19 protein-coding genes and 1 riboswitch are annotated in these 24,651 nt (G+C 75.5%); of the genes, 6 read left to right on the top strand and 13 right to left on the bottom strand.

Going from position 1 to position 24,651, the window contains the following annotated elements; genetic code table 11:
* The coding region (locus tag AB6N23_RS09230) for a sensor histidine kinase (protein WP_412865789.1) at positions 1–3,044 on the bottom strand (3,044 nt) is incomplete at its 3' end.
* A gap of 254 nt (positions 3,045–3,298) precedes the next feature.
* Here AB6N23_RS09230 and AB6N23_RS09225 point away from each other — a divergent pair.
* Positions 3,299–4,312, top strand: a complete 1,014-nt coding sequence (locus tag AB6N23_RS09225; RefSeq protein WP_412865788.1) for an NAD(P)H-quinone oxidoreductase — start codon at positions 3,299–3,301, stop codon at positions 4,310–4,312.
* Between the two features lie 21 nt (positions 4,313–4,333).
* Here the strand turns inward: AB6N23_RS09225 and AB6N23_RS09220 are convergent, their stop codons facing one another.
* Complete coding sequence (locus AB6N23_RS09220; protein WP_412865787.1) at positions 4,334–5,566, bottom strand: AGE family epimerase/isomerase; 1,233 nt, start codon at positions 5,564–5,566, stop codon at positions 4,334–4,336.
* A gap of 213 nt (positions 5,567–5,779) precedes the next feature.
* Between AB6N23_RS09220 and AB6N23_RS09215 the strand changes: the two genes are divergently transcribed.
* Complete coding sequence (locus AB6N23_RS09215; protein ID WP_412865790.1) at positions 5,780–6,388, top strand: bacterial proteasome activator family protein; 609 nt, start codon at positions 5,780–5,782, stop codon at positions 6,386–6,388.
* An 18-nt stretch (positions 6,389–6,406) separates the two neighbouring features.
* Here AB6N23_RS09215 and AB6N23_RS09210 read toward each other — a convergent pair whose 3' ends face one another.
* The 6 genes from AB6N23_RS09210 to serS all read right to left on the bottom strand — a co-directional run bounded on the left by AB6N23_RS09210 (position 6,407) and on the right by serS (position 13,089).
* On the bottom strand, positions 6,407–7,279 hold the full coding sequence (locus AB6N23_RS09210) for an EamA family transporter (RefSeq protein WP_412865786.1): 873 nt from the start codon (positions 7,277–7,279) through the stop codon (positions 6,407–6,409).
* A gap of 28 nt (positions 7,280–7,307) precedes the next feature.
* Positions 7,308–8,246 (bottom strand): carbohydrate ABC transporter permease, encoded by a 939-nt coding sequence (locus AB6N23_RS09205; protein WP_412865785.1) that lies wholly within the window; start codon positions 8,244–8,246, stop codon positions 7,308–7,310.
* Positions 8,243–9,241, bottom strand: a complete 999-nt coding sequence (locus AB6N23_RS09200) for a carbohydrate ABC transporter permease (protein ID WP_412865784.1) — start codon at positions 9,239–9,241, stop codon at positions 8,243–8,245. The genes AB6N23_RS09205 and AB6N23_RS09200 overlap by 4 nt, the downstream gene beginning before the upstream one ends.
* 143 nt (positions 9,242–9,384) lie before the next feature.
* Positions 9,385–10,767, bottom strand: coding sequence for an ABC transporter substrate-binding protein (locus tag AB6N23_RS09195; protein ID WP_412865783.1), 1,383 nt, complete (start codon positions 10,765–10,767; stop codon positions 9,385–9,387).
* 205 nt (positions 10,768–10,972) lie between these two features.
* Positions 10,973–11,770 carry an HAD family hydrolase gene (locus tag AB6N23_RS09190; RefSeq protein ID WP_412865782.1) on the bottom strand — a complete coding sequence of 266 codons (798 nt, stop codon included), beginning with the start codon at positions 11,768–11,770 and terminating at the stop codon, positions 10,973–10,975.
* Positions 11,767–13,089 carry a serine--tRNA ligase gene (serS, locus tag AB6N23_RS09185; RefSeq protein WP_412865781.1) on the bottom strand — a complete coding sequence of 441 codons (1,323 nt, stop codon included), beginning with the start codon at positions 13,087–13,089 and terminating at the stop codon, positions 11,767–11,769. Before serS ends, AB6N23_RS09190 begins: the two co-directional genes overlap by 4 nt.
* 121 nt (positions 13,090–13,210) lie before the next feature.
* Here serS and AB6N23_RS09180 point away from each other — a divergent pair, with 121 nt between their 5' ends.
* The gene (locus AB6N23_RS09180) at positions 13,211–14,359 is read left to right on the top strand and encodes a diacylglycerol/lipid kinase family protein (protein ID WP_412865780.1); all 1,149 of its coding nucleotides are present in this window, start codon (positions 13,211–13,213) and stop codon (positions 14,357–14,359) included.
* Positions 14,360–14,393: 34 nt separating this feature from the next.
* Here the strand turns inward: AB6N23_RS09180 and AB6N23_RS09175 are convergent, their stop codons facing one another.
* A complete protein-coding gene (locus AB6N23_RS09175; RefSeq protein WP_412865779.1) occupies positions 14,394–15,797 on the bottom strand; it encodes an MFS transporter in 1,404 nt (467 codons plus the stop codon).
* Positions 15,786–15,896: riboswitch (TPP riboswitch) on the bottom strand. Its footprint overlaps the gene before it by 12 nt.
* Before the next feature lie 223 nt (positions 15,897–16,119).
* A complete protein-coding gene (pheA, locus tag AB6N23_RS09170) occupies positions 16,120–17,076 on the bottom strand; it encodes a prephenate dehydratase (RefSeq protein WP_412865778.1) in 957 nt (318 codons plus the stop codon).
* 73 nt (positions 17,077–17,149) lie between these two features.
* Between pheA and AB6N23_RS09165 the strand changes: the two genes are divergently transcribed.
* Positions 17,150–19,618: a hypothetical protein gene (locus tag AB6N23_RS09165; protein WP_412865777.1), complete on the top strand. Its 2,469-nt coding sequence runs from the start codon at positions 17,150–17,152 to the stop codon at positions 19,616–19,618.
* Here AB6N23_RS09165 and AB6N23_RS09160 read toward each other — a convergent pair.
* Both AB6N23_RS09160 and AB6N23_RS09155 read right to left on the bottom strand, forming a co-directional pair.
* Positions 19,542–20,363, bottom strand: a complete 822-nt coding sequence (locus AB6N23_RS09160) for a glycosyltransferase family 2 protein (RefSeq protein ID WP_412865776.1) — start codon at positions 20,361–20,363, stop codon at positions 19,542–19,544. The two genes, AB6N23_RS09165 and AB6N23_RS09160, sit on opposite strands and share 77 nt — an antisense overlap.
* 119 nt (positions 20,364–20,482) lie before the next feature.
* Positions 20,483–21,304: a DUF5926 family protein gene (locus AB6N23_RS09155; RefSeq protein ID WP_412865775.1), complete on the bottom strand. Its 822-nt coding sequence runs from the start codon at positions 21,302–21,304 to the stop codon at positions 20,483–20,485.
* A gap of 161 nt (positions 21,305–21,465) precedes the next feature.
* Here AB6N23_RS09155 and AB6N23_RS09150 point away from each other — a divergent pair, with 161 nt between their 5' ends.
* Positions 21,466–22,446, top strand: coding sequence for a diacylglycerol/lipid kinase family protein (locus AB6N23_RS09150; protein ID WP_412865774.1), 981 nt, complete (start codon positions 21,466–21,468; stop codon positions 22,444–22,446).
* 140 nt (positions 22,447–22,586) lie between these two features.
* Positions 22,587–24,272 (top strand): phosphoglucomutase (alpha-D-glucose-1,6-bisphosphate-dependent), encoded by a 1,686-nt coding sequence (pgm, locus tag AB6N23_RS09145; protein WP_412865773.1) that lies wholly within the window; start codon positions 22,587–22,589, stop codon positions 24,270–24,272.
* 179 nt (positions 24,273–24,451) lie between these two features.
* On the opposite strand, the gene AB6N23_RS09140 is transcribed toward pgm, so the two are convergent.
* The coding region (locus AB6N23_RS09140; RefSeq protein ID WP_412865772.1) for a UDP binding domain-containing protein at positions 24,452–24,651 on the bottom strand (200 nt) is incomplete at its 5' end.

Raw genomic sequence — 24,651 nt, 5'->3', positions numbered from 1 at the left:
TCCTCCGCCTGCGCGGGGGCCCACGGCTGCTCCTCCGCCTGCGCCGGAGCCCACGGCTGCTGCTCCTCCGCCTGCGCGGGGGCCCACGGCTGCTCCTCCGCCTGCGCCGGAGCCCACGGCTGCTGCTCCTCCGCCTGCGCCGGAGCCCACGGCTGCTCCTCCGCCTGCGCCGGAGCCCACGGCTGCTGCTCCTCGGCCTGCGCGGGAGCCCACGGCTCCTGTGCGGCCTCGGGCTGGACCCACGGCTGCTGCTCCTGCTGCGGGGCCCACGGCTGCTCGGCCTCGGCCTGCTGGGCCCACGGCTGCTCGGCCTCGGCCTGCTGGGTCCACGGCTGCTCGGCCTCGGCCTGCTGGGCCCACGGCTGCTGCTCCGGCTGACCCCAGGTCTGCTCCTCGTCCTGCTCCGCCTCGGCCGCCCAGGGCGCGATCGCGCTCGTGGCGTCCTGCGGGGCGGCGGAGGTGCGCGACGGCAGGCCGTCCCCGGTGCGGCCGGGCAGCGGCGTGGCGTCCTGCGCGGGCTCGCGCCACGAGGGCACGGGCCAGCCGCCGTCGGACGACGGTGCGGACGCCGACGCGTCCTCGTCGGGCACGAGGCCCGGCACGTGGAACGCGGCCGGTGCGGCCTCTGCGGGCTGCTCGTCCGACGACGTCGTGACGAGCGCCTCGCGGTTGCGGAAGCCGGAGAACAGGCCGGCGCGCGTCGCGGGGTCCGCCGGGGCGGCCTGCTGCGCGTCGTCCTGCGCCTGCGGCGCGGCCCACGCGGACGTCGAGGCACGGGTGCGGCTGGGGAGGCCGCCGAGCGCGCGGGGCGCCGCCGGGACCGCCGGGGCCCAGTCGCCGCCGCCCACGGACAGCTCCGGCGACAGCCGGGCCTCGGGCGCCTCGGGGAGGACGATGTTGTCCTCGTCGAACGTCTTGCGCGACCGCGTGGGCAGGCCGTTGCCGCCGACGCTCGGCACCGGGATCGGCGCGTCGTCGGGGGCCGGCGCCGAGGGCGCGGACGGCGCGACGGGCGTCGCGGCGCTGTCGTCACCCCGCCGGCGGCGGGGCAGGCCGAGCGACGTCTCGCCGTCGGTGAGCCCGGCGAGGTCGACCTCGCGGACCTCCGGCGCCTCGATCTCGGCGACCGGTGCCATGGCGGACGACGCCGGGGCGAGCGGCGCGGCTCCGAAGCCGCCGACCTCGTTGGCCGAGAACAGGGTGCTCGGGAAGAGCACGAGCGCGTCGGTGCCGGTGCCGGAGGGCCGCTTGCGCAGCGTGACCTCGGCGCCGAGGCGCTGGGCGATGCGGCCGACGACGAAGAGGCCGAGGCGCTGCGCGCCGAGGGCGTCGCTCGCGGAGACGGACGCGATCTTGTGGTTCGCCGCGTCCATCTCGGCCTCGGTCATGCCGAGGCCCTGGTCGGTGATGCGCACGACGACCGAGGCGCCGCTGACGCCCGTGCTGACGACGACCGGCGTCTCCGGCTCGGAGAACACCGTGGCGTTCTCGAGGAGCTCGGCGAGCAGGTGGGCGGCGGACAGGGCGTTGAAGCCGAGCATGTGCGGGTCGACCTGCAGGTCGAGCTCGACGCGGTCGTACTGCTCGATCTCGGACGAGGCGGTGCGGATGACGTCGGAGAGCGGCATCGCGTCGCGCAGACGACGGCCGGAGTCGATGCCCGCGAGGACGAGGAGGGACTCCGCGTTGCGGCGCATCCGGGTGGCGAGGTGGTCGAGGCGGAACAGGTTCGCCAGGGTCCCCGGGTCCTCCTCGGCCCGCTCGAGCGAGTCGATGAAGGACAGCTGCCGGTTGAGCAGGACCTGGTCGCGGCGGGCGACGTTGACGAACATCTCCGCGATGGAGCCACGGAGGGCGGCCTGCTCCTGCGCGACGGTGACGGTCTGCGCGTTCACCGCGTTGAACGCGGCGGCGAGGCGGCCGATCTCGTCGCTCGACGTCACGGGGATCGGGGCGAGCTGGATCTCGGGCCCCTCACCGGGGACCGCCACCTGCTCGACGAGCCGGGGCAGCTGCTCGCGGACGTCGGCGGCGGCGCTGGTCAGACGGCGCAGCGGGACGACGATGCCGCGGGCGACGAACGTGGCGAACAGCAGCGAGGCGACGGCGGCGAGCACGGCGAGCGCGATCGTGAGGAGCGCGGTGTCGCGGGCGTCGCCCACGGCCTGGGCGGCGCGGACGTCGGCGCCGGCGAGCACGCCGTCGTTGACGCCGCTGAGCATGTCGAGCTGCGCCTGCGTCTGGCCGAGCCACGCCGCCGGGTCGATGGACGACACCGCGGCGACGTTGCCCTGCTGGAACAGCGAGCGCTGCGCGAGGAGCGTCGGGGTCGGGTCGCCGCTGGAGACCGCCACGCCGTCGAGATCGAGGTTGCCCACGGAGGCGCGGGCGCGCTCACGGGCGAGCTCCGTCGCGGCGGTGAGGCCCTGGAACGTGCGGGAGGCCGCGGGGCTGTCCGTGACGGCGTTGAGGAGCTCGACACCGGCGATGTACTCGGTCACCAGCGCGTCGACGAGGACCCCCGTGTCCCGGGTGGCGGTGATGTACTGCGCGAGCTCGCGGTCGCGGAGCGAGTTCGCGACGCCCTCGAGGACGCGGAGCTGGCCGTCGATGTTGAGCTTGAACGCGCTCTTGAGGACCGTGCGCTGGGCGCTCTCGTCGACGCGGGTCCGCAGCTGCGGCAGCGCGACGGCGAACGCGTCCTGGACCTCCTGGAACTCGCGCACGACGGAGGGCGGGAACTGGCTCAGGTCGAGCTCCGCCGTCACCTCCCGCGTCGCGGCGAGGGCCTTGTCGGTCTCCTGACGTGCCGCGGCGATCTGCTCCGCGCTGCCGCCCGTCAACGAGATGGTCCGCTCCTGCTGGAGGGCCGCGGAGAGCGGCGCCAGCGCGTCGAGCGTGCGGACCACCTGCTGCGAGGCGCGGGCGTAGCGCAGGTCCTGGAGGGCGTTGTTCGAGATGAACGCGCCGGCAGCCAGGAGGACGATCATGGGCACGGCGAGGACCGCCAGGACCTTGGCACGGATGCCGAGCCGTCGCAGCATGTCGATCCTTTCCTCTCGCCCGACGTCGGACGCTCTCGCGGACGCACCGTCTGGCGAGTCGCGCCGGCACGTCGGGTGACTGCCGTCTGCGTCTCATCGGTACCTGGACAGCGGACCATTAGCCCGGCGCAGAGTTTGCCACGGGACTCACCCGGTCCGATACGGCACGTACCGCGCGAATCGCCCGCGCCGACGCGGCGGTCGCGCACGGCCACGACGGGCCGTGACGAGGCCTGCGACCTAGGCTCGGCGGCGTGCGAGCCGTCGTCGTGACGAGGCCCGGCGGGCCCGAGGTGCTGCAGGTGCGGGACGTGCCGGAGCCGTCACCGGCGCCGGGCGAGCTGCTCGTCGAGGTCGCCGCCGCGGGCGTGAACCGCGCTGACCTGCTGCAACGCGAGGGCCGCTACCCGCCCCCGCCCGGTGCGCCCGCCTGGCCGGGTCTCGAGGTGTCCGGCGTCGTGACGGGGTTCGCAGCCCCCGCGGGCGCCGCCCCCGGCTCGGCCCCGGTGGACCCGGCAGGCGTCCCGTGGCGGGTCGGCGACCGGGTGGCGGCCCTCCTCGCCGGCGGAGGTTACGCCGAACGGGTGATCGTGGCGGGAACCCACGCGCTGCGGGTGCCCGAGGCGGTAGCGCTCGTGGACGCGGGCGGCCTGCCCGAGGCCGTCGCGACCGTCTGGTCGAACCTGCGCGCCGCGCGCCTGGCGCCCGGCGAGACGGTGCTCGTGCACGGCGGTTCCGGCGGCGTCGGGTCGGTGGCCGTCCAGGTCGGTCGCGCCCTCGGCGCCCGGGTCGTGGCCACCGCCGGCGGGCCGGAGCGGTGTGCGCGCGTGGCGGCGCTGGGTGCGGACGTCGTCGTCGACCACCGCGCGGGCGACGTCGCGGACCGGCTGCGGGCGGCGACCGACGGCCGGGGGGTCGACGTCGTCCTCGACGTGCTCGGCGGGGGTGCGCTCGGCGCCAACGTGGCGGCGCTCGCCGAGGGCGGGCGGCTCGTCGTCATCGGGCTCCAGCAGGGACGGCGGGGCGAGCTGGACCTGTCCGCGCTCATGGCCCGGCGCGCGTCCGTGATCGGGACGACGCTGCGCGACCGCCCGGCGGCGCAGAAGGACGCGATCCTCGCCGAGGTCGCGGAGCACGTGTGGCCGATGCTGACCGACGGCCGCCTCGCGCCGGTCGTGCACGCGCGCCTGCCGCTGGCCGAGGCCGCCGAGGCGCACCGCCTGCTGGCGTCCGGCGACGTCTTCGGGAAGGTGCTGCTCGAGCCCTGACGCCGCGCGCCCGAGCGGGCGTCAGGCCAGCAGGCCCGCCGCGAGCGCCGGTGCGAGCACGGGCGTGAGCGGCAGGCGCGGCACGAGCGTGGCCTGCACCGCGTGGTAGAGGTCGGCCTTGCCGGCCCAGACGGTGCGCGAGACCCGGTTGTCGGTGCCGAGCTCGTGCCACCACGACCCGTTCTCGCGGTCGAGCACGTACGTCCCGGCGTACTCCCACCACTGCGTGTAGAGGTCGTCGAACCGCCGCTCCCCCGTCGCGTGCGCGAGCGCGGCGGCCGCGGCGACCGCCTCGGCCGCGACCCAGTGCATGCGCTCGCGCACGACCGGGCGGCCCTCCCAGTCCACCGTGTAGACGAAGCCGGGAGCGCCGTCGACGGCCCAGCCCTCGCGGACGCCGGCGTCGAACAGGGCCACCGCGTCGTCGAGCAGCCAGGCGGGGGTGTCGTCACCGGCCGCGGCGAGCGCCGCGCGCGTGTGCAGGGTGAGGCGCGCCCACTCGAACCAGTGCCCGATCGTGGCGCCGTACGGGCGGAACGGGTGCGCGGGCGTGTCGGCGTTGTACTCGAGGTCCGGCGTCCACGTGGCGTCGAAGTGCTCGGGGATGCGCCAGCCGTTGCCGGCGGCGAAGCCGTGCACCACCCGCTCGACGACCCGGGCGGCGCGGTCCAGCCAGCGCCGGTCCCCCGTGACGTCGGCGGCCGTCAGGTACGCCTCCACGGTGTGCATGTTCGCGTTGACCCCGCGGTACGGGTCGAGGTCGGTGAACGTGCGGTCCCACGCCTCGACGGCCATGCCGGCCGCGTCGTCCCAGAAGTGCCGCTCCTGCACGGCGAGCGCCTCGTCGAGCAGCTCGCGCGCGCCCGGCCGTCCGGCCGCGGTGGCGCTCGCCGTCGCGAGCACCACGAACGCGTGCGGGTAGGCCGCCTTCTCGTCGTCACGCGGCGTGCCGTCGCGCTCGACCTCCGCGTACCAGCCGCCGTGCTCGGCGTCGTGGAACAGGCCCGTGAGGGCGGCGAGGCCGTGGTCGACGAGCGCGGCGGAGCCGGGTCGGCCGGCGAGGTGCGCGAGCGCGTACACGTGCGTCATGCGGCACGTCACCCACAGCTCGAGCGCTCCGTCCTCGGGGCGGCCCTGCTCGTCGAGGCGGGCGAACCCGCCCGTCGGCACGCGGGACGCGCGCCCGAACTCCCAGAGCCGGTCGGCCTCCGCCTCGAGCCAACGGTGATGCGCCGGGGTGCTCAGCCACGCCATGCCCGCCAGCCTAGCCAGCAGACGCCGCCGGACCGCGTCGACCCGGCCCTTCGGCAGCACGCGGGAAGCCGACGGCTGCACGACAGCCGGTTCGGACGGCGACCGTGGCGGGGGGACGACGGGAGACCGGCGGCGGGACGGGCGGTGGCGGGACGGGCCGTGGCGGGACCGGCGGCGGCGACCGGGCTGCGGGTGCCGGAGGCCTCGACCAGAATGCCGAGGATGGACCAGACGCAGCACGACGAGGACCGCCGTCACGACGACCCCGCCGACGACCGCCCGCGCGTGGTCGTGGTCCCCGCCGGCGGCGAGCCGGCCGGGCCCGACGGCGACGCGGAGGTCGACGGCCGCCGCGAGGACGTCGCCGGCCTCGTCGAGCAGCCGGCCAAGGTCATGCGGATCGGGACGATGATCAAGCAGCTGCTGGACGAGGTGCGCGCGTCGCCGCTCGACGACGCGGCCCGGGCGCGGCTCGCCGACATCCACGAGCGCTCGCTGCACGAGCTGGAGGACGGCCTGTCCCCCGAGCTGGTCGACGAGCTGCGGCGCATCGCGCTGCCGTTCTCGGAGGACGCGGCCCCGTCGGACGCCGAGCTGCGCGTCGCGCAGGCGCAGCTCGTCGGCTGGCTCGAGGGGCTGTTCCACGGCATCCAGACGGCGCTCGTGGCGCAGCAGATGGCGGCCCAGGCGCAGCTCTCGCAGATGCGCCGCGCGCTGCCGCCGGGTGCGCGCCCGCCCGGCCCGGGTGGGCCGTTCGCGATGCCGGCGCCGCACGGCGAGGGCGGCGAGGACGTCCGGCCGACGCCCGGCCAGTACCTCTGACGGCACCCCGGACCGCGGTCAGGGCGCGGGCGGCGGCGCGGCCTCGGCCGGCTCCTCCGCGCCCGACCGGGCGGTGAGCGCGATCGCGCCCGAGACGAGCAGCAGCCCGACCAGCTCGAGCCCGTGCGGCCACTGCCGCAGGACGACGGCGCCGACGACGGCCGCGGTCGCGGGCAGCAGCGCGAGGAGCACCGCGAACGTCGCGGCGGTGACGCGCCGCAGCACCACCTGCTCGAGCGCGTAGGGCACGACGGACGAGCACACGGCGATCGCGACGACGAGCGCCGCGAGCCGCGCGTCCGCGAGCGCGGGGCCCGCTCCCCCGGCGAGGAACGGCGCGAGCACGACCGCGCCGGCGGTCATCGCGACCGCGAGCCCGCTGGCGCCGGGCGTGCCGGCCCGCGCGACGCGGCGGCCGAGCAGGATGTACGCCGCCCAGCAGACCGCGGACACGCCGATCGCCACGAGCCCCGTCACGGCGCCGGGGCCGGTGTCGAGGCTGACGCCGGCGAGCAGGACGACGCCGACGGCGGCGACCGCGATCGCCGACCGGTCGCGCCAGCCGGTGCCCGTGACGGCCGCGACGGCGACGGGCCCGAGGAACTCGAGGGCGACGGCGGTGCCGAGCGGCAGGTGCTCGATCGCGACGTAGAACGCGACGTTCATCAGGGCGAGCACCACGCCGAACGCCACGGTGACGCCCAGCCGGCCCCGTTCCCACAGGCTCCGCTCGCGCCACGGCCGGCGCCACGCGAGCAGCACGAGCGCCGACACGGCGATGCGCAGCCACGCGACGACGCCGGCGGGCAGCACGGCGAACAGCCCGACCGCGAGCGCGGCCCCGACGTACTGCGTCAGCCCGGAGACGACGAACAGGAGCGGGGCGGGCACGCGGTCAGGCTACGCGCGCCCGCCGCCGTCACCCCTTGACGGACCCCGCGAGGAGCCCGCGCACGAAGTACCGCTGCAGCGCGAGGAACACGACGAGGGGCACGACCATCGCGACGAACGCGCCGGCGGACAGCAGGTGCCACTGCGACCCGCGCGTGCCGGCGAGCTCGGCGATGCGCACGGTCAGCGGTGCGACGTCGGTGGTGCCGCCGACGAACACGAGCGCGACGAGCAGGTCGTTCCACACCCACAGGAACTGGAAGATGCCGAAGGACGCGATGGCGGGCGTCAGCAGCGGCAGCAGCACCCGGAAGAACACCGTCACGTGCCCGGCGCCGTCGACGCGCGCCGCCTCGACCAGCGACGCGGGGATGTCCTTCATGAAGTTGTGCAGCAGGTAGATCGCGAGCGGCAGCGCGAAGATCGAGTGCGACAGCCACACGACCCAGAACGAGCCGGCGAGCCCCCACGACACGTACTGCTGCAGCAGGGGCAGCAGGGTGACCTGGATAGGCACGACCTGGAGGGCGAACACCGCGACGAACAGCACCTCGCGGCCGCGGAACGGGATCCACGCGAACGCGTACGCCGCGAGGAGCGCCAGCGAGATGGGGATGACGACCGCGGGCAGCGTGATGACGACCGAGTTGACGAAGAACGTCGCGAAGCTCGTGGACGACCCGAACAGCACCTCGCTGTAGTTCTCGAGCGTCGCCGCCGGGTTCTGCAGGAACGTCCACCAGCCCGAGCCGCGGATCTCGGAGCGGGGGCGGAACGACGTGACGAGCAGGCCGAACGTCGGCACGGTCCACAGGATCGCCAGCACGATCGCGATGCCCGACGCCCACGGCGAGCTCAGCCGCCCCTTCGCGGCGATCGCGCGCTGCTCGGCGCGGGTCAGCCCCCGCACCTTGCGGGTGTCGACCTCGGTCGGGTCGGTGAGCGTCGTCGGCGGGATGGCGGTCATCGGATCTCCTCCGCGAGCTTCAGCTGCCGCACGTTGTACGCGATGATCGGGATGACGAGCACGAAGAGGATGACCGCGAGGGCGGCGCCGAGGCCCTGGTTCCGTGCCGTGAAGCTCTGCGTGTAGAACTCGTACGCGACGACCGACGTGTTGAAGTTCCCGCCGGTCATGGTGCGCACGATGTCGAAGACCTTGAGGGTCGCCATCGCGATGGTCGTGACGACGACGACGAGCGCCGGCCGGATCGACGGCACCGTGATGTACCGGAACATGCCGAGCCCGTGCAGGCCGTCGAGCCGCGCCGCCTCGACGATGTCGTCGGGGATGGCCTTGACCGCCGCGGACAGCACCGTCATCGCGAAGCCGGCCTGGATCCAGACCATGACGACGATGAGGAAGATGTTGTTCCACGGCTGGTCCTGGAGGAACTGCTGCGGTTCCATGCCCAGCCACACGAGCACCTGGTTGAGCAGGCCGGTCTGCTGGATGTTGCCCTGCACCGGCTTGTACTCGTACACGAACTTCCAGATGATCGACGCCCCCACGAGGGAGATCGACATCGGCAGGAAGATCAGCGTCTTCGCGACGTACTCGAACCGCGTGCGGTCGACGAGCACGGCGTAGACGAGGCCGAAGAGCGTCGCCAGCAGCGGCACCAGCACGACCCAGAGCGCGGTGTTGCGCAGGACGACCTGGAACTGCCCGTCCGTGAAGGCCGTGACGTAGTTGTCGGCGCCGACGAAGGTGCGCCCGCGCCCGTCCCGGAACGAGTTCCACACCGTGCGCAGGCCGGGGTAGAGCAGGCCGAACGCGAGGAACAGCAGCGTCGGGCCGAGGAAGCCGAGCACGACGACCCACGTGGGGGCGCGCCTCAGGCGGTCGATGCCCAGCAGGATCGCGCCCATCACGACGACGAAGAGCACGATGGCGATGACCATCAGCGTGAGCTTCTCGGCGGTCGTGTCGGGCTGGAGCAACCAGTCCACGGTGGTCATCCCCTCGTCGTGCCGGTCGGCGGCGACCGGTCAGCGGTGGTCGGCGGGCACCCGCGCCGGCGGGTGCGGGACGTCGTGGTGGGGGCCGCCTGACCGGCGACCCCCACCACGTGCGCGCTGCTGGAGTCAGCTGCCGCGTCGGGTCAGCTGCTGGGCCAGTCCGCCTCGATGTTCGAGAGGGTGGTCTGCGAGTCCTGCCCCGGGCTGATCCACGCGACCATCTCGCGCCAGAACGAGCCGGTGCCGATGGACCCGGGCATCTGGTCCGAGCCGTCGAACCGGAACGTGTACGACTCGTCCGTCAGCAGGTCGAACGACAGCTGGTCGATCGACGACTGCAGCAGCTCGGGGTCGAGGCCGTTGTTCGCGCTGATCCAGCCCTGGCCCGTCACCTCCGCCTTGGCGTTGGCCCACTGCGGGCTCGACAGGTACGCGTGGAAGGCCTGCACCTCCTCGCGGTCCGAGAAGGCGGTGACGAACTCGCCGCCGCCGAGCAGCGGCTTGTCGTCCTCCGACGCGCCCGGCAGGTAGAACGCGTAGACGTCGCCGTCCTCCGCGACCTCGAGGCCCTCGTCCCAGTTGGCCTGGTAGAAGTTCGCGGCGCGGTGCAGCTGGCAGGTCCCGTCGGGGATGCCGTTGGCCGACTCGTTCCACGGCGCGGACGCGATGGACGCGACGTCGCCGAGGCCGCCGTTGACGTAGTCCTCGTTCTTGAGGATGCCGCCGACCTCCTCGAGCGCCGCCACGATCTGCGGGTCGTCGAAGGGGATCTCGTGGTTGACCCACTGGTCGTACACGTCGGGGCCCGCGGTGCGCAGGACGACGTCCTCGAGCCAGTCGGTGGCCGGCCAGCCGGTGGCGTCGCCGGACTCGATGCCCGCGCACCACGGCTTGACGTCGGGGTTGTCCTCGACCATCTGGTCGGTCAGGTCGAGCAGCTCCTGCCACGTCGTCGGGACCTCGTAGCCGTTCTCCTCGAACGCCGACGGCGAGTACCAGACGAAGGACTTCACGTTCGCGCCGAGCGGCGTCGCGTAGAGCGTGCCGTCGACCGTGCCGTACTCGACCCACTGCTCGGTGTAGTACTCGTTCGCGTTCTCGACGACGGCGTCGCCCGCGGGCTGCACGGCGTCGGGGAAGTCCTCGACGAGCGAGCGCAGGAAGCCGGGCTGCGGGATGTACGCGATGTCGGGCGCGTTGCCGGCCTCCAGGCGCACGGGCAGCTGCGCCTCGAACTCGCGCGAGCCCTCGTAGTCGATGGTGGCGCCGGTGCACTCCTCGAACGGGGCGTACGACGCCCGCTGCTCCTCGGCCTCCGGGTCGACGATCGAGGTGTAGACGGAGACCGTCGTCCCCTCGAGGTCGCCGTACTGCTCGTAGTCGGCGCAGTCGAACGTCGGCTCGGCGTCACCGCCGCCGCCCGTCGTGTCGCCCCCGTCACCGCCCGAGCATGCCGTGAGCACGAGCCCGAGCCCGGCGACCGATGCGGCGAGCGCCAGCCCGCGGCTCCGCTGGATCCGCTTCATGTGACCTCCACGTCCTCGTGGTCGTTCGGCGGACCGTGGTGGCCCGGCCTCCGTCGAGACAAGTCTGTTTCAGCAACGCTTGCAAGGGCGAAACACTGACGAACCGGTCACGATCAGGTCACGGCGCGGAAGGTTGGGGTCTCGGACGCCCCGGCACGGCCACCGGCGGCCCGCGTCTGCATCGATGCAGGTCGCGCGGGCGGCGTCAGGCCAGGGCGCGCCGCAGGACGGCGACGGCACCGTCGTCGTCGATCGTCCCCGTGACCTCGTCCGCCGCCAGCCGGACGCGCTCGAGCGCGTGCCCCATCGCGACGCCGCACGCCGCCCAGCGCAGCATCTCCACGTCGTTCTCGCCGTCGCCGACCGCGAGGGTCTCGAACGGCTCGACGCCCAGCTCGCGCCGGACCTCCTCGAGCGCGCTCGCCTTCGACACCCCGGCCGGCGTCAGGTCGAGCCACGCGCTCCACCCGACGGCGTACGACACCTGGTGCAGGCCGACGCGCTCCACCAGCTCGTGGAACTCCTCCGGCGTGCCGCCGGGGTTGCGGATGACGACGCGGGTCGCCGGCGTCGCCAGCAGCTGCTCGAACGGCTCGACGCGCTGCTCCCCCGTCAGCTCGCCGTCCGGGAACGGGCGGGACACCCGGAAGCCGACGCGGAGGTCCTCGACGGCGAACAGGACGTCGGGGATCTCGAGCGCGATGGTCCGCAGCGCCGGGGCGGGGTCGAACGTCACGGCGTGCACCACGTCGTACCCGCCGTCCGCCGACGGGTCCAGCCGTGCCGTGACGGCGCCGTTGGAGCCGACGACCCAGCCCTCCGTCAGCCCGAGGTCCTGCGCGACCTCGGTGGCCGAGTGGATCGACCGGCCCGTCGCGAGCACCACGTGCACGCCGGCCGCGACGAGGTCCGCCACGGCCGCCCGCACGTCGGCGGAGATCACGCCGTCGTAGCTCATCAGCGTGCCGTCGACGTCGAGCGCCACGAGGCGCGTGCGGCTCACCGCGCCGCCTCCCGTGCGGCCCCCTGTGCCGTCCCCCGTGCGGCGACCGGCTCGAGCACCTCGAGGCCGCCGAGGTACGGGCGCAGCCCCTCCGGCACGCGCACCGACCCGTCGGCCTGCTGGTGGTTCTCGAGGATCGCGACGATCCAGCGCGTCGTCGCGAGCGTGCCGTTGAGCGTGGCGACCGTGCGCGTGCCGTCCTCGGTGCGCTCGCGCACGCCCAGCCGGCGGGCCTGGAACGTCGTGCAGTTCGAGGTCGAGGTGACCTCCATGTACCGCTCCTGGCTGGGCAGCCACGCCTCGCAGTCGAACTTGCGGGCCGCGCTCGAGCCGAGGTCGCCCGCGGCGGTGTCGATGACGCGGTACGGCAGGTCCGCCAGCGCGAGCATCTCCTGCTGCCACGCGAGCAGGCGGCGGTGCTCGTCGGCGGCGTCCTCGGGCCGCGCCCACACGAACGCCTCGACCTTGTGGAACTGGTGCACGCGGATGATGCCGCGCGTGTCCTTGCCGTAGGAGCCGGCCTCGCGCCGGTAGCAGGCGCTCCACCCGGCGTACCGCAGCGGGCCGGCGGACAGGTCGAGGATCTCGTCCTTGTGGTAGCCGGCGAGCGCGACCTCGCTCGTGCCGACGAGGTACAGGTCGTCGGCCGGCAGGTGGTAGACCTCGTCGGCGTGGGCGCCGAGGAACCCGGTGCCCGCCATGATCTCGGGCTTCACGAGCGTCGGCGTGATCATCGGCGTGAAGCCGTTGCGCAGCGCGAGGTCCGTGGCCGCGGTGAGCAGGGCGAGCTCGAGGCGCGCGCCGATGCCGGTGAGGAAGTAGAACCGGGCGCCCGACACCTTCGCGCCGCGCTCGGTGTCGATCGCGCCGAGGCCCTCGCCGAGGTCGAGGTGGTCGCGCACGACGAAGTCCGGCCCGTACTCGGCCGCGAGGTCACGCCGCGTGCCCACGTGCTCGAGCACGACGTAGTCGTCCTCGCCGCCCGCCGGCACGCCCTCCTCGACGACGTTGCCGATGCGCCGCGCCAGCTCGGTCGCGCGCTCCTCCGCCGCGGCGGCGTCGGCCTGCAGCGCCTTGACGCGCTCCGCGAGCTGCTTGGTGTGCGCGAGCAGCGCCTGCTTCTCGTCCCCGGACGCCTGCGCGACCTTCTTGCCCTGGGCCTTCTGCTCGGCGCGCAGCGTCTCGAACTCCGTCAGCGCGGAGCGGCGCCGGGCGTCGGCGTCGAGCACCTCGTCGACGAGGTGCGGGTCCTCACCGCGCACCACCTGGCTGGCGCGCACGACATCGGGGTCCTCCCGCAGGAGCCGCAGATCGATCACGCGTCGACCCTACCGACCGTCGGCGACGGGTGGCCGCGCCGGCCGCGGCGTGACGCACGCGACGTCCACCCGTCCCGCCGCCCGGATCGCCGGAGCTGGGCCACCCCGGTACGTTCGCGCCATGTCCTGGGTCGAGTGGGTCTCCGTCGTCGCCGCCGTGCTGGCGGTGCTCGCGCTGGCGCTCGCCGGCACGGTGTTCGTGCGCCAGCGCCGCCAGGCGAGCAGCGACGACCTCGCCCACGCCGAGCCGGTGCAGGAGGTGGCCGCCGCCCCGCGGGAGGGTCGCGTCGTCGCGTTCGTCGCCAACCCGTCCAAGCCCGACGTGCCGGCCCTGCGCGCCGCCGTCTACAAGGCCGCGTCGGAGCGCTACCTGCCCGAGCCGCTGTGGCTCGAGACGACCGTGGGGGACCCGGGCGTGGGCCAGGCGCGCGAGGCCGTCGCCGCGGGGGCCGACCTCGTCATCGCGGTCGGCGGCGACGGCACCGTGCGTGCGGTCGCGGAGGCGCTGGCCGGCACGGGCGTGCCGATGGGCCTCATGCCGCTCGGCACGGGCAACCTGCTCGCCCGCAACCTCGACATCCCGCTCAACGACCCGATCGCCGCGATGGGCGTCGCCATCGACGGCCAGGACAAGCCGATCGACGTCGGCTGGCTCAAGGTCGTCAAGTGGGAGTCCCTCATGGACGACGACATCGCCGAGGCCGCGGACGACATGCCCGACGACACCGACCACCCGCGCGACCACGTCTTCCTCGTCATCGCCGGTCTCGGCTTCGACGCGCAGATGGTCGCCGACGCCGACGACGACCTCAAGGCGAAGATGGGCTGGATGGCCTACTTCGTGGCCGGTGCCAAGCACCTCAACGGCCGCCGCCTGAAGCTGCGGGTCCGCCTCGACGGCGGGCAGACCGAGACGGTGCGCGTGCGCAGCATGCTCATCGGCAACTGCGGCAAGCTCCCCGGCGGCATCACCCTGCTGCCCGACGCGGTCATCGACGACGGCGAGCTCGACGTCGCGCTCATCGACACCCGCGGCGGCCTCGCCGGCTGGGCGCAGCTGTTCGGCGAGGTCGCGCTGCAGGGCGTCGGCGTGCGCAACGACCTGCCCGGCAAGGTCGGCCGCATCGACCACACCCGTGCCCGCCGGGTGCACCTCGCCGCGAGCCGGCCGGAGCCCGTGCAGGTCGACGGCGACATCGTCGGGCACGCCACCGAGATCGAGGCGCGCGTGGACCGGCAGGCCCTCGTCGTGCGGGTGCCGGCGGCCTGAGCCGCCGGCACCGGAGGGAGCCGGGCGTCCGCGGTCAGACCGGGTCGGCCGCCGGGTCGGCCATGGCCTCCTGCGGCGACGTGGCCGCGCCCACCGCGACGAGCACGCCCCCGAGCGCGAGCAGCGCCGCCACGGGCGCGACGTCGCCGGACGCCGCCTGCAGCGGCGGCAGCCAGAACGGGTACAGCGCCGGCAGGACGATCGACAGGCTGTACGCGGTGCCGTAGCCGCTGGACCGCACCGCCGGCGGGAACCGCTCGGCGAGGTACGCGCCGATGGGGCCGTACGCCGAGACGGTCACGACCTGCAGCACCGTCACCAGCGCGACGAGGGCCCCGGGCGACGCGGGGCCGGCGAAGGCCGCGAGGTACGTCGCCGGTGCGAGCGCCGCGGCGGCGACGCCGAACCCGGCGAGGAACCGGCGGCGACCCACCCGCGTCGAGGCGTGCCCGCTCGCGACCATGGCGACCGCCGAGACGGCCGTCGCGACGAGCATCGTGCGCGTCACCGCCGCACCGTCGAGGCCGGCGACCACGCCGAGCTGCGACGTCACCACGGTCACGCCCATGGTGGTGAACAGCCACAGGCCCGTCATCAGCACCATGAGCCGCCACAGCCGGTGCCGCTCCGCGCCGACCAGCACGGTCGTCAGCGGACGCGCGGCGGGGGCGGCCGCGGCGCGCTCCGGGGTGTCGCGCACGTGCCGGCGGAAGTGGACGACCGCGGCGAACGCGAGCACCGCCCCGACGACGAACGGCACCCGCCACCCCCACGCGGCGTACCCGTCGGCGCCCAGCACGCCCAGCAGCACCAGGACGAGCGCCGCGATCGTCGCGTTGGCCGCCGGCGACATCGCCATGACGACCCCGCTGACCAATCCGCGCCGCCGCGGCGCCGACCACTCGATCGCGAGCGGGACGGCCGAGGTGTACCCGCCGCCGATGAGCACGCCGCTGACGAACCGCAGCGCCACCACCGCGAGCAGCACCGCCTCGTGGCTCATCGCCGCGACCGGCAGCGCCGCGATGAGCAGGGTCGTCACCCCGAGGCCCAGCATGCTGGCCCGGGCGACGACGGCCCGCCCGACCCGGTCGGCGAGCGACCCGAGCAGCGCGGCCCCCAGCGGGCGGCCGACGAGGGTCGCGACGAAGACGAGGCCCGCGTACGTGACGACGGCGCGGGGGCCGTAGAGCTCGGCCGCGACGGGCGCGAGCGCGAGCACCGGCAGGAAGATGTCGAACTGGTCGACGTAGTTGCCGAGGACGCCGCCGCGCACGGCGGCGCGCGCGGGGTCGGCGGCACGGGCCGGGGCGTCCGCGGGGGCGGGGGCGTCCGCGGGGGCGGGTGCGGCGGCGGGGGATGCGGGCGACGTCGGTGCGGACGACGTCGCGGGCGCGGCCGCGGGCTCGGTGGGCAGGACGGGACGCACGTCAGGCATGGCACTCCCTACGCCGGCATGATCCGGACAGGTTCGAACGGTCGACGGCCCGACAGCCGTCCTCTCAGCCCGCTGGTGCGGGCTCCCGTGTGGTCGCGGCGATGCTAGCGAGGACGGCGCGCGGCACACGCACGTGTCCACGTCCGCCCGCCACCGCCACTGGTCCACCGCCGCCATGTCCACGCCGAGCGGGGTCCGGCGTGCGGACGACGCGCGCGAGCCGCACGTCGGACCCCGTCCGCGGTGGGCACCAGCCGTCGGCCGGCGCCCGGACCGGTGGGTCGGTCCGGGAGGCGGTCAGGTCGGTGCGTCCGGCGGGTCGTCAGGCCGTGTCGCCGCGGCGGAGGCGGGAGAGCCAGGCGCGTGCCTCGACGAAGTCCTCGTCCGCGGTGCCGACGTGCACGGTCGGCGCCACCGCGTCCGCCCGCGGGTACGACCCGAGGAAGCGCACGTACGGGCAGCGCCGGTGCAGGCCCATGAGCGCCTCGCCCATGCGCTCGTCCGTGATGTGCCCCTCGGCGTCGATGGAGAAGGAGTACCGGCCCAGCGCGTCGCCGATGGGGCGGGACTCGATGCGGGACAGGTTCACGCCGCGCACGGCGAACTGCTCGAGCATCGCGAGCAGGGCGCCCGCCTCGTTGTCGGGCAGGTGCACGACGAGGCTCGTCTTGTCCGTGCCCGTGCGCGGCGGCACCTCGCCGGGCCGGCCCACGACGACGAACCGGGTCAGCGCCGACGCGTTGTCGGCGACCTCCTCGGCGAGCGGGGTCAGCCCGTACGTGGCGACGGCGGCGGGCGGGACGAGCGCCGCGTCGAACGGCAGCGCCCCGGCGTCCCCGGCCGCGAGCGCCTCGACGAGGAGGGCGGCCGGCGCGGTGTTGCTGGTCGCGGGCACGTGCACGGCCCCGGGCAGGTGCGCCGCCAGCCAGCGGCGGCACTGCACCCACGCGTGCGGGTGCGCCGAGACGCGGGCGACGTCCGCCAGCCGCGTGCCGGGCGCCCCGATGAGCGTGAACTGCACGGGCACCAGCACCTCGCGCAGGACGAGCAGCGGCTCACCCGTGGCCAGCGCGTCCAGCGTGGCGGTGACCCCGCCCTCGACGGTCGACTCGATGGCGACGACGGCGTAGTCCGCCGCGCCCGAGCGGACCGCCGCGACGGCCGAGCCCACGTCGGTCTGCGGCAGGTACTCCGCCTCGTCCGGCGACGCGACGCTCCGCAGCGCCTGCTCGGTGAAGGTCCCGGCCGGCCCCAGGTACGCGTAGCGCGGCACGCTCATCGACCCTCCCGATCGTCGTGGCGGCCGCCCGTGCGGCCCCGCCGAGCGTAGTGCGCGCCCGTACGCTGAGGCGGTGCCCCGGTCCCTGCGTGCCCTCGTCCCCGCCCTGCTCGCCGTGCTCACGGCCGTGCTGGGCGTCGGCGCGGCGACGCCCGCGGCCGCGGCACCGGCCGCGTCGGGGGCGCCCGCGACGTCCGCGCTCGACACGCCCGTGCCGGGTCCGGTCGTCCTCGTCGGCGTCACGGGCCTGCGCTGGGACGACGTCGGCTCGCTGACCACGCCGGCGCTGTGGGAGCTGTCCCGCGACGGGTCGGTCGGCGCCGTCGCGGCACGCTCCGTGGCGACGCGCTCCTGCCCCGCGGACGGCTGGCTCGGCGTCTCCGCCGGAGCCCGCGCGGCCGACCTTCCCGCGGACGACCGCACCTGCCGCACGCTGCGCGACCCCGGCGAGGCGGGCGTGGTCCCGGGCTGGGACGACTACCTCGCGGCGGCGGACGCCGAGTCGTACGGCGCACGCCCCGGCACGTTCGGCCGCGTCGTCGCGGACGCCGGCGCGACGGCCGTCGGGGTCGGCCCGGGCGCGGCGATCGCGCTCGCCGACCCGCAGGGCCTTCCCGTCGGCGAGCACGTCCGCGCGCCCGCCTCGGCGGCCGCCCTCGGCCGGCTCGTGCGGGACGCCGCGGGCGCCGACCTGCTCGTCGTCGACGCCGGCCAGGTCCGCGACCCGGGCTACGGCACCGCGCCCCGCCTGCCGTCCGCCGACCCCACGGCGGACCCGGCCGACGAGGCGCCCGAGGAGGAGACCTCGCTCGGCGGCGCCCCGGACGTGTCCGACCTGCCCGGCTCCGAGGCCATCGTCGAGCCGTCGCGCGCGCAGCAGGCCGCCACCGTGGACGCCCGCGTCGGCGCGGTGCTCGACGCGCTCGCGGGGCACGACGCGACCGTGCTCGTCGTGTCGCTCGCGGACTCGGGCCGCATCGCGCTGCAGCTGGCCGCCGCGGTCGGCCCCCGCCCGGACGGTCCCGCGTTCGGCGAGAGCCTCCTGACCTCCGGGTCCACGCGGCAGGCCGGCGTCGTGCAGTCCACCGACGTGACGCCGACGCTGCTCGCGCTGCTCGGTCTGCTCGACGAGGCGCCCGCGCTGCCGGGTGCCGAGATGCGTCCCACCGACGGGCCGGCGACGGGCGGGGCGCGCGTCGCCGGTCTCATCGACGCGCAGCGCGAGGCGTCCGCCGTCACGCGGGTGTCCGGCACGTTCTCGGCCCGGCTCGTGCTGGCGCAGGCGGCGCTGTTCCTCGCCGCGGCGGTCGTCCTGACGCGCCGCCGCCGGCGGGACGGGCGCGCGCTCACCCCCGCGCTGCGGGTGCTGCAGGTGTCCTCGCTCGCGCTCGGCGCGGCACCCGTCGCGTCGTTCCTCGTCGGGCTCGTGCCGTGGTGGCGGTCGGACCGGCCCGTGACCGCGTTCTGGGCGGCGCTGCTCGGCTTCGTCGCGGTGATCACGGCGGCGGCGCTCGCGGGCCCGTGGCGCCGGCACGTGCTCGGCCCGGCGGGCGTGGTCGCGGGCGTCACCGTCGTGACACTGGTCGTCGACGCCCTCGCCGGCTCGCCGCTCGTCGTCGACGCGCCGATGGGCGCGCACCGCATCATGGCGGCGCGGTTCTACGGCATGAGCAACCAGGCGTTCGCCCTTATCACGGCCGCGGGCGTGCTCGTCGCCGTGGTGCTCGCCGACGCGCTGCTGCGGGCCGGCCGCCGGCGGCTCGCCGTGGCGGCGGTGGTGGCGGTCGGGCTCGTGCTCGCCGTCGTCGACGGCGCGCCGCAGTGGGGCGCCGACTTCGGCGGCCCGCCCGCGATCCTCGTCGCGTTCGCGATGCTCGCCGTGGCCGTCAGCGGGCGGCGCGTGTCGTGGAAGGTCGTGCTGCTCGTCGGCGTGGTCGGCACGGTCGTCGTGCTCGGGTTCGCCTGGCTCGACTGGCTGCGCGCGCCCGCGGACCGCACGCACCTCGGCCGGTTCTTCGCGACCGTGCTCGACGGCGGGCTGTGGGACGTCGTGTGGCGCAAGCTCTCGGTGAACCTGCGCGTCCTGACGTCCTGGCGCTACCTGGTGCTCGCGATCGGCGGCGTCGCGCTCACCTGGCTCGTGCTCGCCGGCCCCCGGTCGCGGCGCGGCGCGATCATGGGCGAGGGCTCGCCGCTCGCCGGGCTGCGCCAGGCGGTGCCGCTCCTGCAGCCGGCCGTCGCCGCGACGGGCGTCGCGCTGACCATCGGGTTCCTCATGAACGACTCGGGGATCGTCGTGCTGGCCACGGGCATCGCCGTGTCCGTCCCGTGCCTCGTCGCCGCCGCGGCGCAGTGGCGCCTCGCGCACCCCGGGGACGACCCGGCGGGCGACCTCGCGGACGATCCCTCCGCGCAGCCCGTCGACCCGGCGGCCGGCGACCCGACGGCCGCCGGCACGCGCGCGGTCAGCGGGCCGGACGCTCCCCCGGCCCCAGCGTCCGACGCACCGACGACGCCGCCGAGCGCGCGCGGCGGGCGTTGACGGCGATCTGCACGTCGCGGTACTGCGCCGCGCGGTGCAGCTGGCCCTTGAGGTCGGTGCCCGACGGGCGGTGCCGCAGCTCGCACGGCACCTCGAGGACGCGGTAGCCCTGCCGCAGCAGGTCGATGGTCATGCCGACCTCGACGCCCCAGCCGCGGGCCAGCGGCGTGGCGGCCTCGAACGCCTCGCGCGTCAGGCACCGCATGCCGGACAGCGGCTGCGTGGGCGTCCACCCCGTCATCGACACGATCGCGCGCCGCGCCGCACCGACGACGAGCCCGCGCCCGCCCGCGCCCGGCTGCGGCGGCAGCAGCGCGATCGCCAGGTCCGTGACGCCCTCGAGCACGGGCGCGACGAGCGGTGCGGTGTTGACCGCGGTCTCGGCGAGGTCGCCGTCGATGAACAGGAGCGTGCGCGGCGGCCGGTCGGGCGCGTCGCGCATCGCGACGACCGCGGCGCCCGTCTCCATCGCGGCGGCCTTGCCGCGGTTGTGCGAGTGCCGCACGACGACCGCGCCGGCCTCCCGCGCGACGTGCTGCGTGTTGTCCTCCGACCCGTCGTCGACGACGAGCACGAGGTCGACGTGCGGGATGGCGCGCGCCGAGCGCACCGTCGCGGCGATGCGCCGCGACTCGTCCTTGGCCGGGATGATCACGGCCACGCGCCGGCGCTGGCGGTGCCCGCGGGGGCGGCTCTCGACGGCCTGCTCCGGGCTGCGGCCGGCCTCGCTCCCCGTGGGTGTCACGGCTCCCACCCTAGCGACGAACGGGGTGCGGTCGCCTCACGACCGCACCCCGTCCGCCCCGGCGACCGCGCCGCCACCCGGACGGAGGCGCAGGTCACGGACGTGTCAGCGCGGAGTCATCAGCGCAGGGTCACCTGACGGGCGACCAGGCCGGCGCGCGCCCGGCGGGCGTTCGCGTCGAGCGGGGTCGTGTCGGCCATCGCCTCGGCGAGGCGCGGCGCGAACGCGGCGAGCGGCGCCTCGACGTCGTCGGCCTCCGAGCCGCGCGCGAGCTCCCACACGGGCACGACGATGCCCGACGTGCGGAAGTAGCCGAGGAACCGGCCGCCGTCGAAGCCGGACTCGCGCCGGCCGTGCAGCCGCGCGAGTCCGTCGAGCACGACCTGCTCGTCCTCCGCCTGCGCCCAGCGCACGAACTCCTTGGCGCCCATGCGGCACCAGTAGGCGGACTCGACGGCGCCGAGCCGGCGGGTGTCGATGATCCCGGCGTCGGCCTCCTCGATCGCGGCCTCGATCTCCGACGTCTTCTCGGTCGTCGGGTCGAGCCAGTAGGCGAAGCTGTCCTCGACGGTGACCTCGAACGGCACGGAGAGGTCGAGCACGTCCTGCAGGCGCGGGCCGGGCGTCGGCAGGCCGATCGTCTCGATGGCCGTGCCGGGCTCGGCGTCGAGCGCCATGAGCAGGGCGGTGGCGAGGTCGCGGCTCGCGTCGCCGGAGCTCGTGCCGGTCTGCAGCGCGAGGAGCACGGTGCCGTCGGAGCGGTGCAGCGCGGGCCAGGAGTTGGGCAGGACGGTCGTGACGACGACGTCGCGGGCGCCGTGCTCGGTGGTCGTGCGGGCGGTCGCGGTGGCGGCGGGGACCAGCTCGCGGAGCGCGACCCAGTCGGGCTCACCGGGCAGGCCCTCGAAGGGACGCAGGACGAAGGTGTCGTTGGCGGGCACGGCCCGAGGCTACCGGGCGGCGTCCGACGACGGTCCGTGAGACCGCGCCCGCGGGGACGTCACGTCCCTGCGACGGCGGTCTCACGGCACGGGTCCGGGGTGGGGGCGGGGGGACGGTTCGGGCATCCTTGACGCACGTCCACCTGGCCCTGGGAGGTCCCGTGCCGCCCGTCGACCGCCGCCGCGCACCGGCACCCGCCGCTCCCGGCGTCGACCGCGCGCCCGAGGCCGTCGTCGTCGTCAACGCGCGGTCGCGCCGCGGCGCCGCCCTGCACGACCGCATCGCGCCGGCGCTCGTCGCGCGCGGCGTGCGGGTGCTCGACGTGCACGTGGTGCGCGACCCCGGCGCCGAGCTGCCCGACCTGCTCCCGCGCGTGCTGGCCGCCGAGCCGGAGGTGCTCGTCGTCGGCTCGGGCGACGGGACGCTCGCCGCGGTCGTCGACCACCTCGCGGGCCGTCGGACCGTGCTCGGCTACCTGCCGCTCGGCACCACCAACAACACGGGCCGCAGCCTCGGCCTGCCGCTGCGGCTCGGGGCGGCGCTCGACGTCGTGGCGCACGGACGCACGGTGAGCGTCGACCTGGGCCGCGCGAACGACGACTGGTTCGCCAACCTCGTGAGCGTCGGGCTGTCGTCGGAGGTGGCGGGCCGCACGCCGCACCTGCTCAAGCGCCGGCTCGGCCGTGCGGCGTACGCGCTGACGGCCGCCCGGGCGCTCGTGACCCACCGACCGTTCGAGGCGGAGGTGACCGTCGACGGCCGGACGTGGCACGTGCGCACGCACCAGCTCAACGTCGCCAACGGACGCGTGCACGCGGGCACCGCCATCGCCGCCGACGCCGGCATCGACGACCGGCTGCTCGTCGCGTACGCGCTGGGCGGCGCGCACCCGGCGTCGGTCATGGCCGCGGCCGTGCACCAGGCGACGACCCCGTGGCGGCCGCTCGGGCACAAGGGCTACGTCACGGGCACCGAGATCCGCGTCGTCACCGACCGCGCCCTGCGCCTCGACGTCGACGGCGAGCTGACCGACACCGTCGGCCCGGACGAGCCGCTCGTCGTGCAGGTCGACGCCGGCGCGCTGCGCGTGCGGGTGCCGCAAGGGTTCGTCCCGCGGGACCCGCTGGCCGCGGAGCGCTGACCCCACCCGGCTCGACGGCCGTGAGACCGCGGTGGCGGGGACGACACGGCCCCCGCACGACGGTCTCACCGAGGCCGTGCGTGACGAGAAGCGGGTCCGACCGGGTGCGGTGCGGGCCTCCCCTACGGGAGGATCAGGGCATGGACCCGCGCGCCGGAACCCCTGCCCAGCCCTCCGACCTCGTCGACGTGGACGCCCTGCTCGCGGCGTACCACGACCGGGAGCCCGACCTCGAGGATCCCGCGCAGCGGGTGGTGTTCGGCACGAGCGGCCACCGCGGCTCGGCCCTCGACGGCGCGTTCAACGAGGCGCACATCGTGGCCATCACCGCGGCGATCGTCGAGTACCGGCGCGGGCAGGGCACCGACGGCCCGCTCTTCATCGGCCGCGACACGCACGCGCTCTCCGAGCCGGCGTGGACGACGGCGCTCGAGGTGCTCGCCGCCGCGGGCGTCGAGGTGCACGTGGACGCCCGCGACTCGTGGACGCCGACGCCCGCCGTGTCGCTCGCGATCCTGCGGAACAACGGCGCGGGCACGAGCGAGGGGGTGCGGACGTCCGGCCCGGGCCTCGCCGACGGCATCGTCGTGACCCCGTCGCACAACCCGCCCCGCGACGGCGGCTTCAAGTACAACCCGCCGCACGGCGGCCCCGCCGGGTCGGAGGCGACCGGGTGGATCGCCGACCGCGCCAACGAGATCCTCCGCTCCGGCTGGCGCAACGTGCCGCGCGTGGGCGTCGAGCAGGCGCTGGCGGCGGAGACGACGCGCAAGCACGACTACCTGTCGTCCTACGTCGACGACCTCGCCAACGTCGTGGACCTCGAGGCGATCCGGGCGGCGGGCGTGCGCATCGGTGCGGACCCGCTCGGCGGCGCGTCGGTCGAGTACTGGGGCGCGATCGGTGAGCGGTACGGGCTCGACCTCACGGTCGTGAACCCGGAGGTCGACCCGCGCTGGTCGTTCATGACGCTCGACTGGGACGGCAAGATCCGCATGGACTGCTCGTCGCCGTACGCGATGGCGTCCCTGCTGGAGCGCATGCGCCCCGGCGCCGGCGGCACCGCCCCGTTCGACATCGCGACGGGCAACGACGCGGACTCCGACCGGCACGGCATCGTCACGCCGGACGCCGGCCTGATGAACCCGAACCACTACCTCGCGGTCGCGATCTCCTACCTGTACGGCGGCGCGCGCCCCGGCTGGCCCGAGGGCGCGGCGATCGGCAAGACGCTCGTCTCGTCGTCGCTCATCGACCGCGTCGCGGCGTCGCTGGGCCGGCGGCTGCTCGAGGTGCCCGTCGGGTTCAAGTGGTTCGTGCCCGGGCTCGTCGACGGGTCGGTCGGGTTCGGCGGCGAGGAGTCCGCCGGAGCGTCGTTCCTGCGCACCGACGGCACGGTGTGGACCACCGACAAGGACGGCATCCTGCCCGCGCTGCTGGCCTCCGAGATCCTCGCGACGACCGGCCGCAGCCCGTCGCAGCACCACGCCGAGCTCGTCGAGCGGTTCGGCGAGTCGTTCTACGCGCGCGTCGACGCGCCCGCCACGCGCGAGGAGAAGGCGACGCTCGCGGCGCTGTCCGCCGAGCAGGTCACCGCGACCGAGCTCGCCGGCGAGCCGATCACCGCGCGGCTCACGAGCGCCCCCGGCAACGACGCGTCCATCGGCGGGCTCAAGGTCACGACCGAGAACGCGTGGTTCGCCGCGCGGCCGTCCGGCACCGAGGACGTCTACAAGATCTACGCCGAGTCGTTCGTCTCGCCCGAGCACCTGGAGCGCGTGCAGCAGGAGGCGAAGCAGGTCGTCGCCGACGCGCTCGGCGGGTGAGCGTCGCCCGGGGCGCCCCCTGCGCGCCCCGGGCAACCATCCGGCACACACGAGGACCCGACCACCGGCACGTGATCGGGTCCTCGGTGCGTCACGCGCGCGCGCACGCGGACGTCGGGGCGGGCGTGCGGTCCGGCCCCGCGGGGATCAGGTCGGATCGCACGCCCGCGTCGGTGGGGTCAGGCGGCGGTGCGCCCCAGACCCGTGAAGTGCCAGCCCGCGGCGCGCCACGCGTCGGCGGAGAGCTTGCCGCGGGCGTCGATGAGGCGCGGCGTGGCCGTGAGCGGCGCGAGCGTCGCGGGGTCGGCGGTGAGGAACTCGTCCCACTCGGTCAGGACGAGCACGACGTCGGCGCCCTCGACGGCCTCCTCGACCGAGG

The sequence above is a fragment of the Cellulomonas pasadenensis genome (genome assembly GCF_047229365.1).
In the GTDB taxonomy this organism is placed as follows: domain Bacteria; phylum Actinomycetota; class Actinomycetes; order Actinomycetales; family Cellulomonadaceae; genus Cellulomonas.
This window is presented reverse-complemented; position numbering and strand designations above follow the sequence as displayed.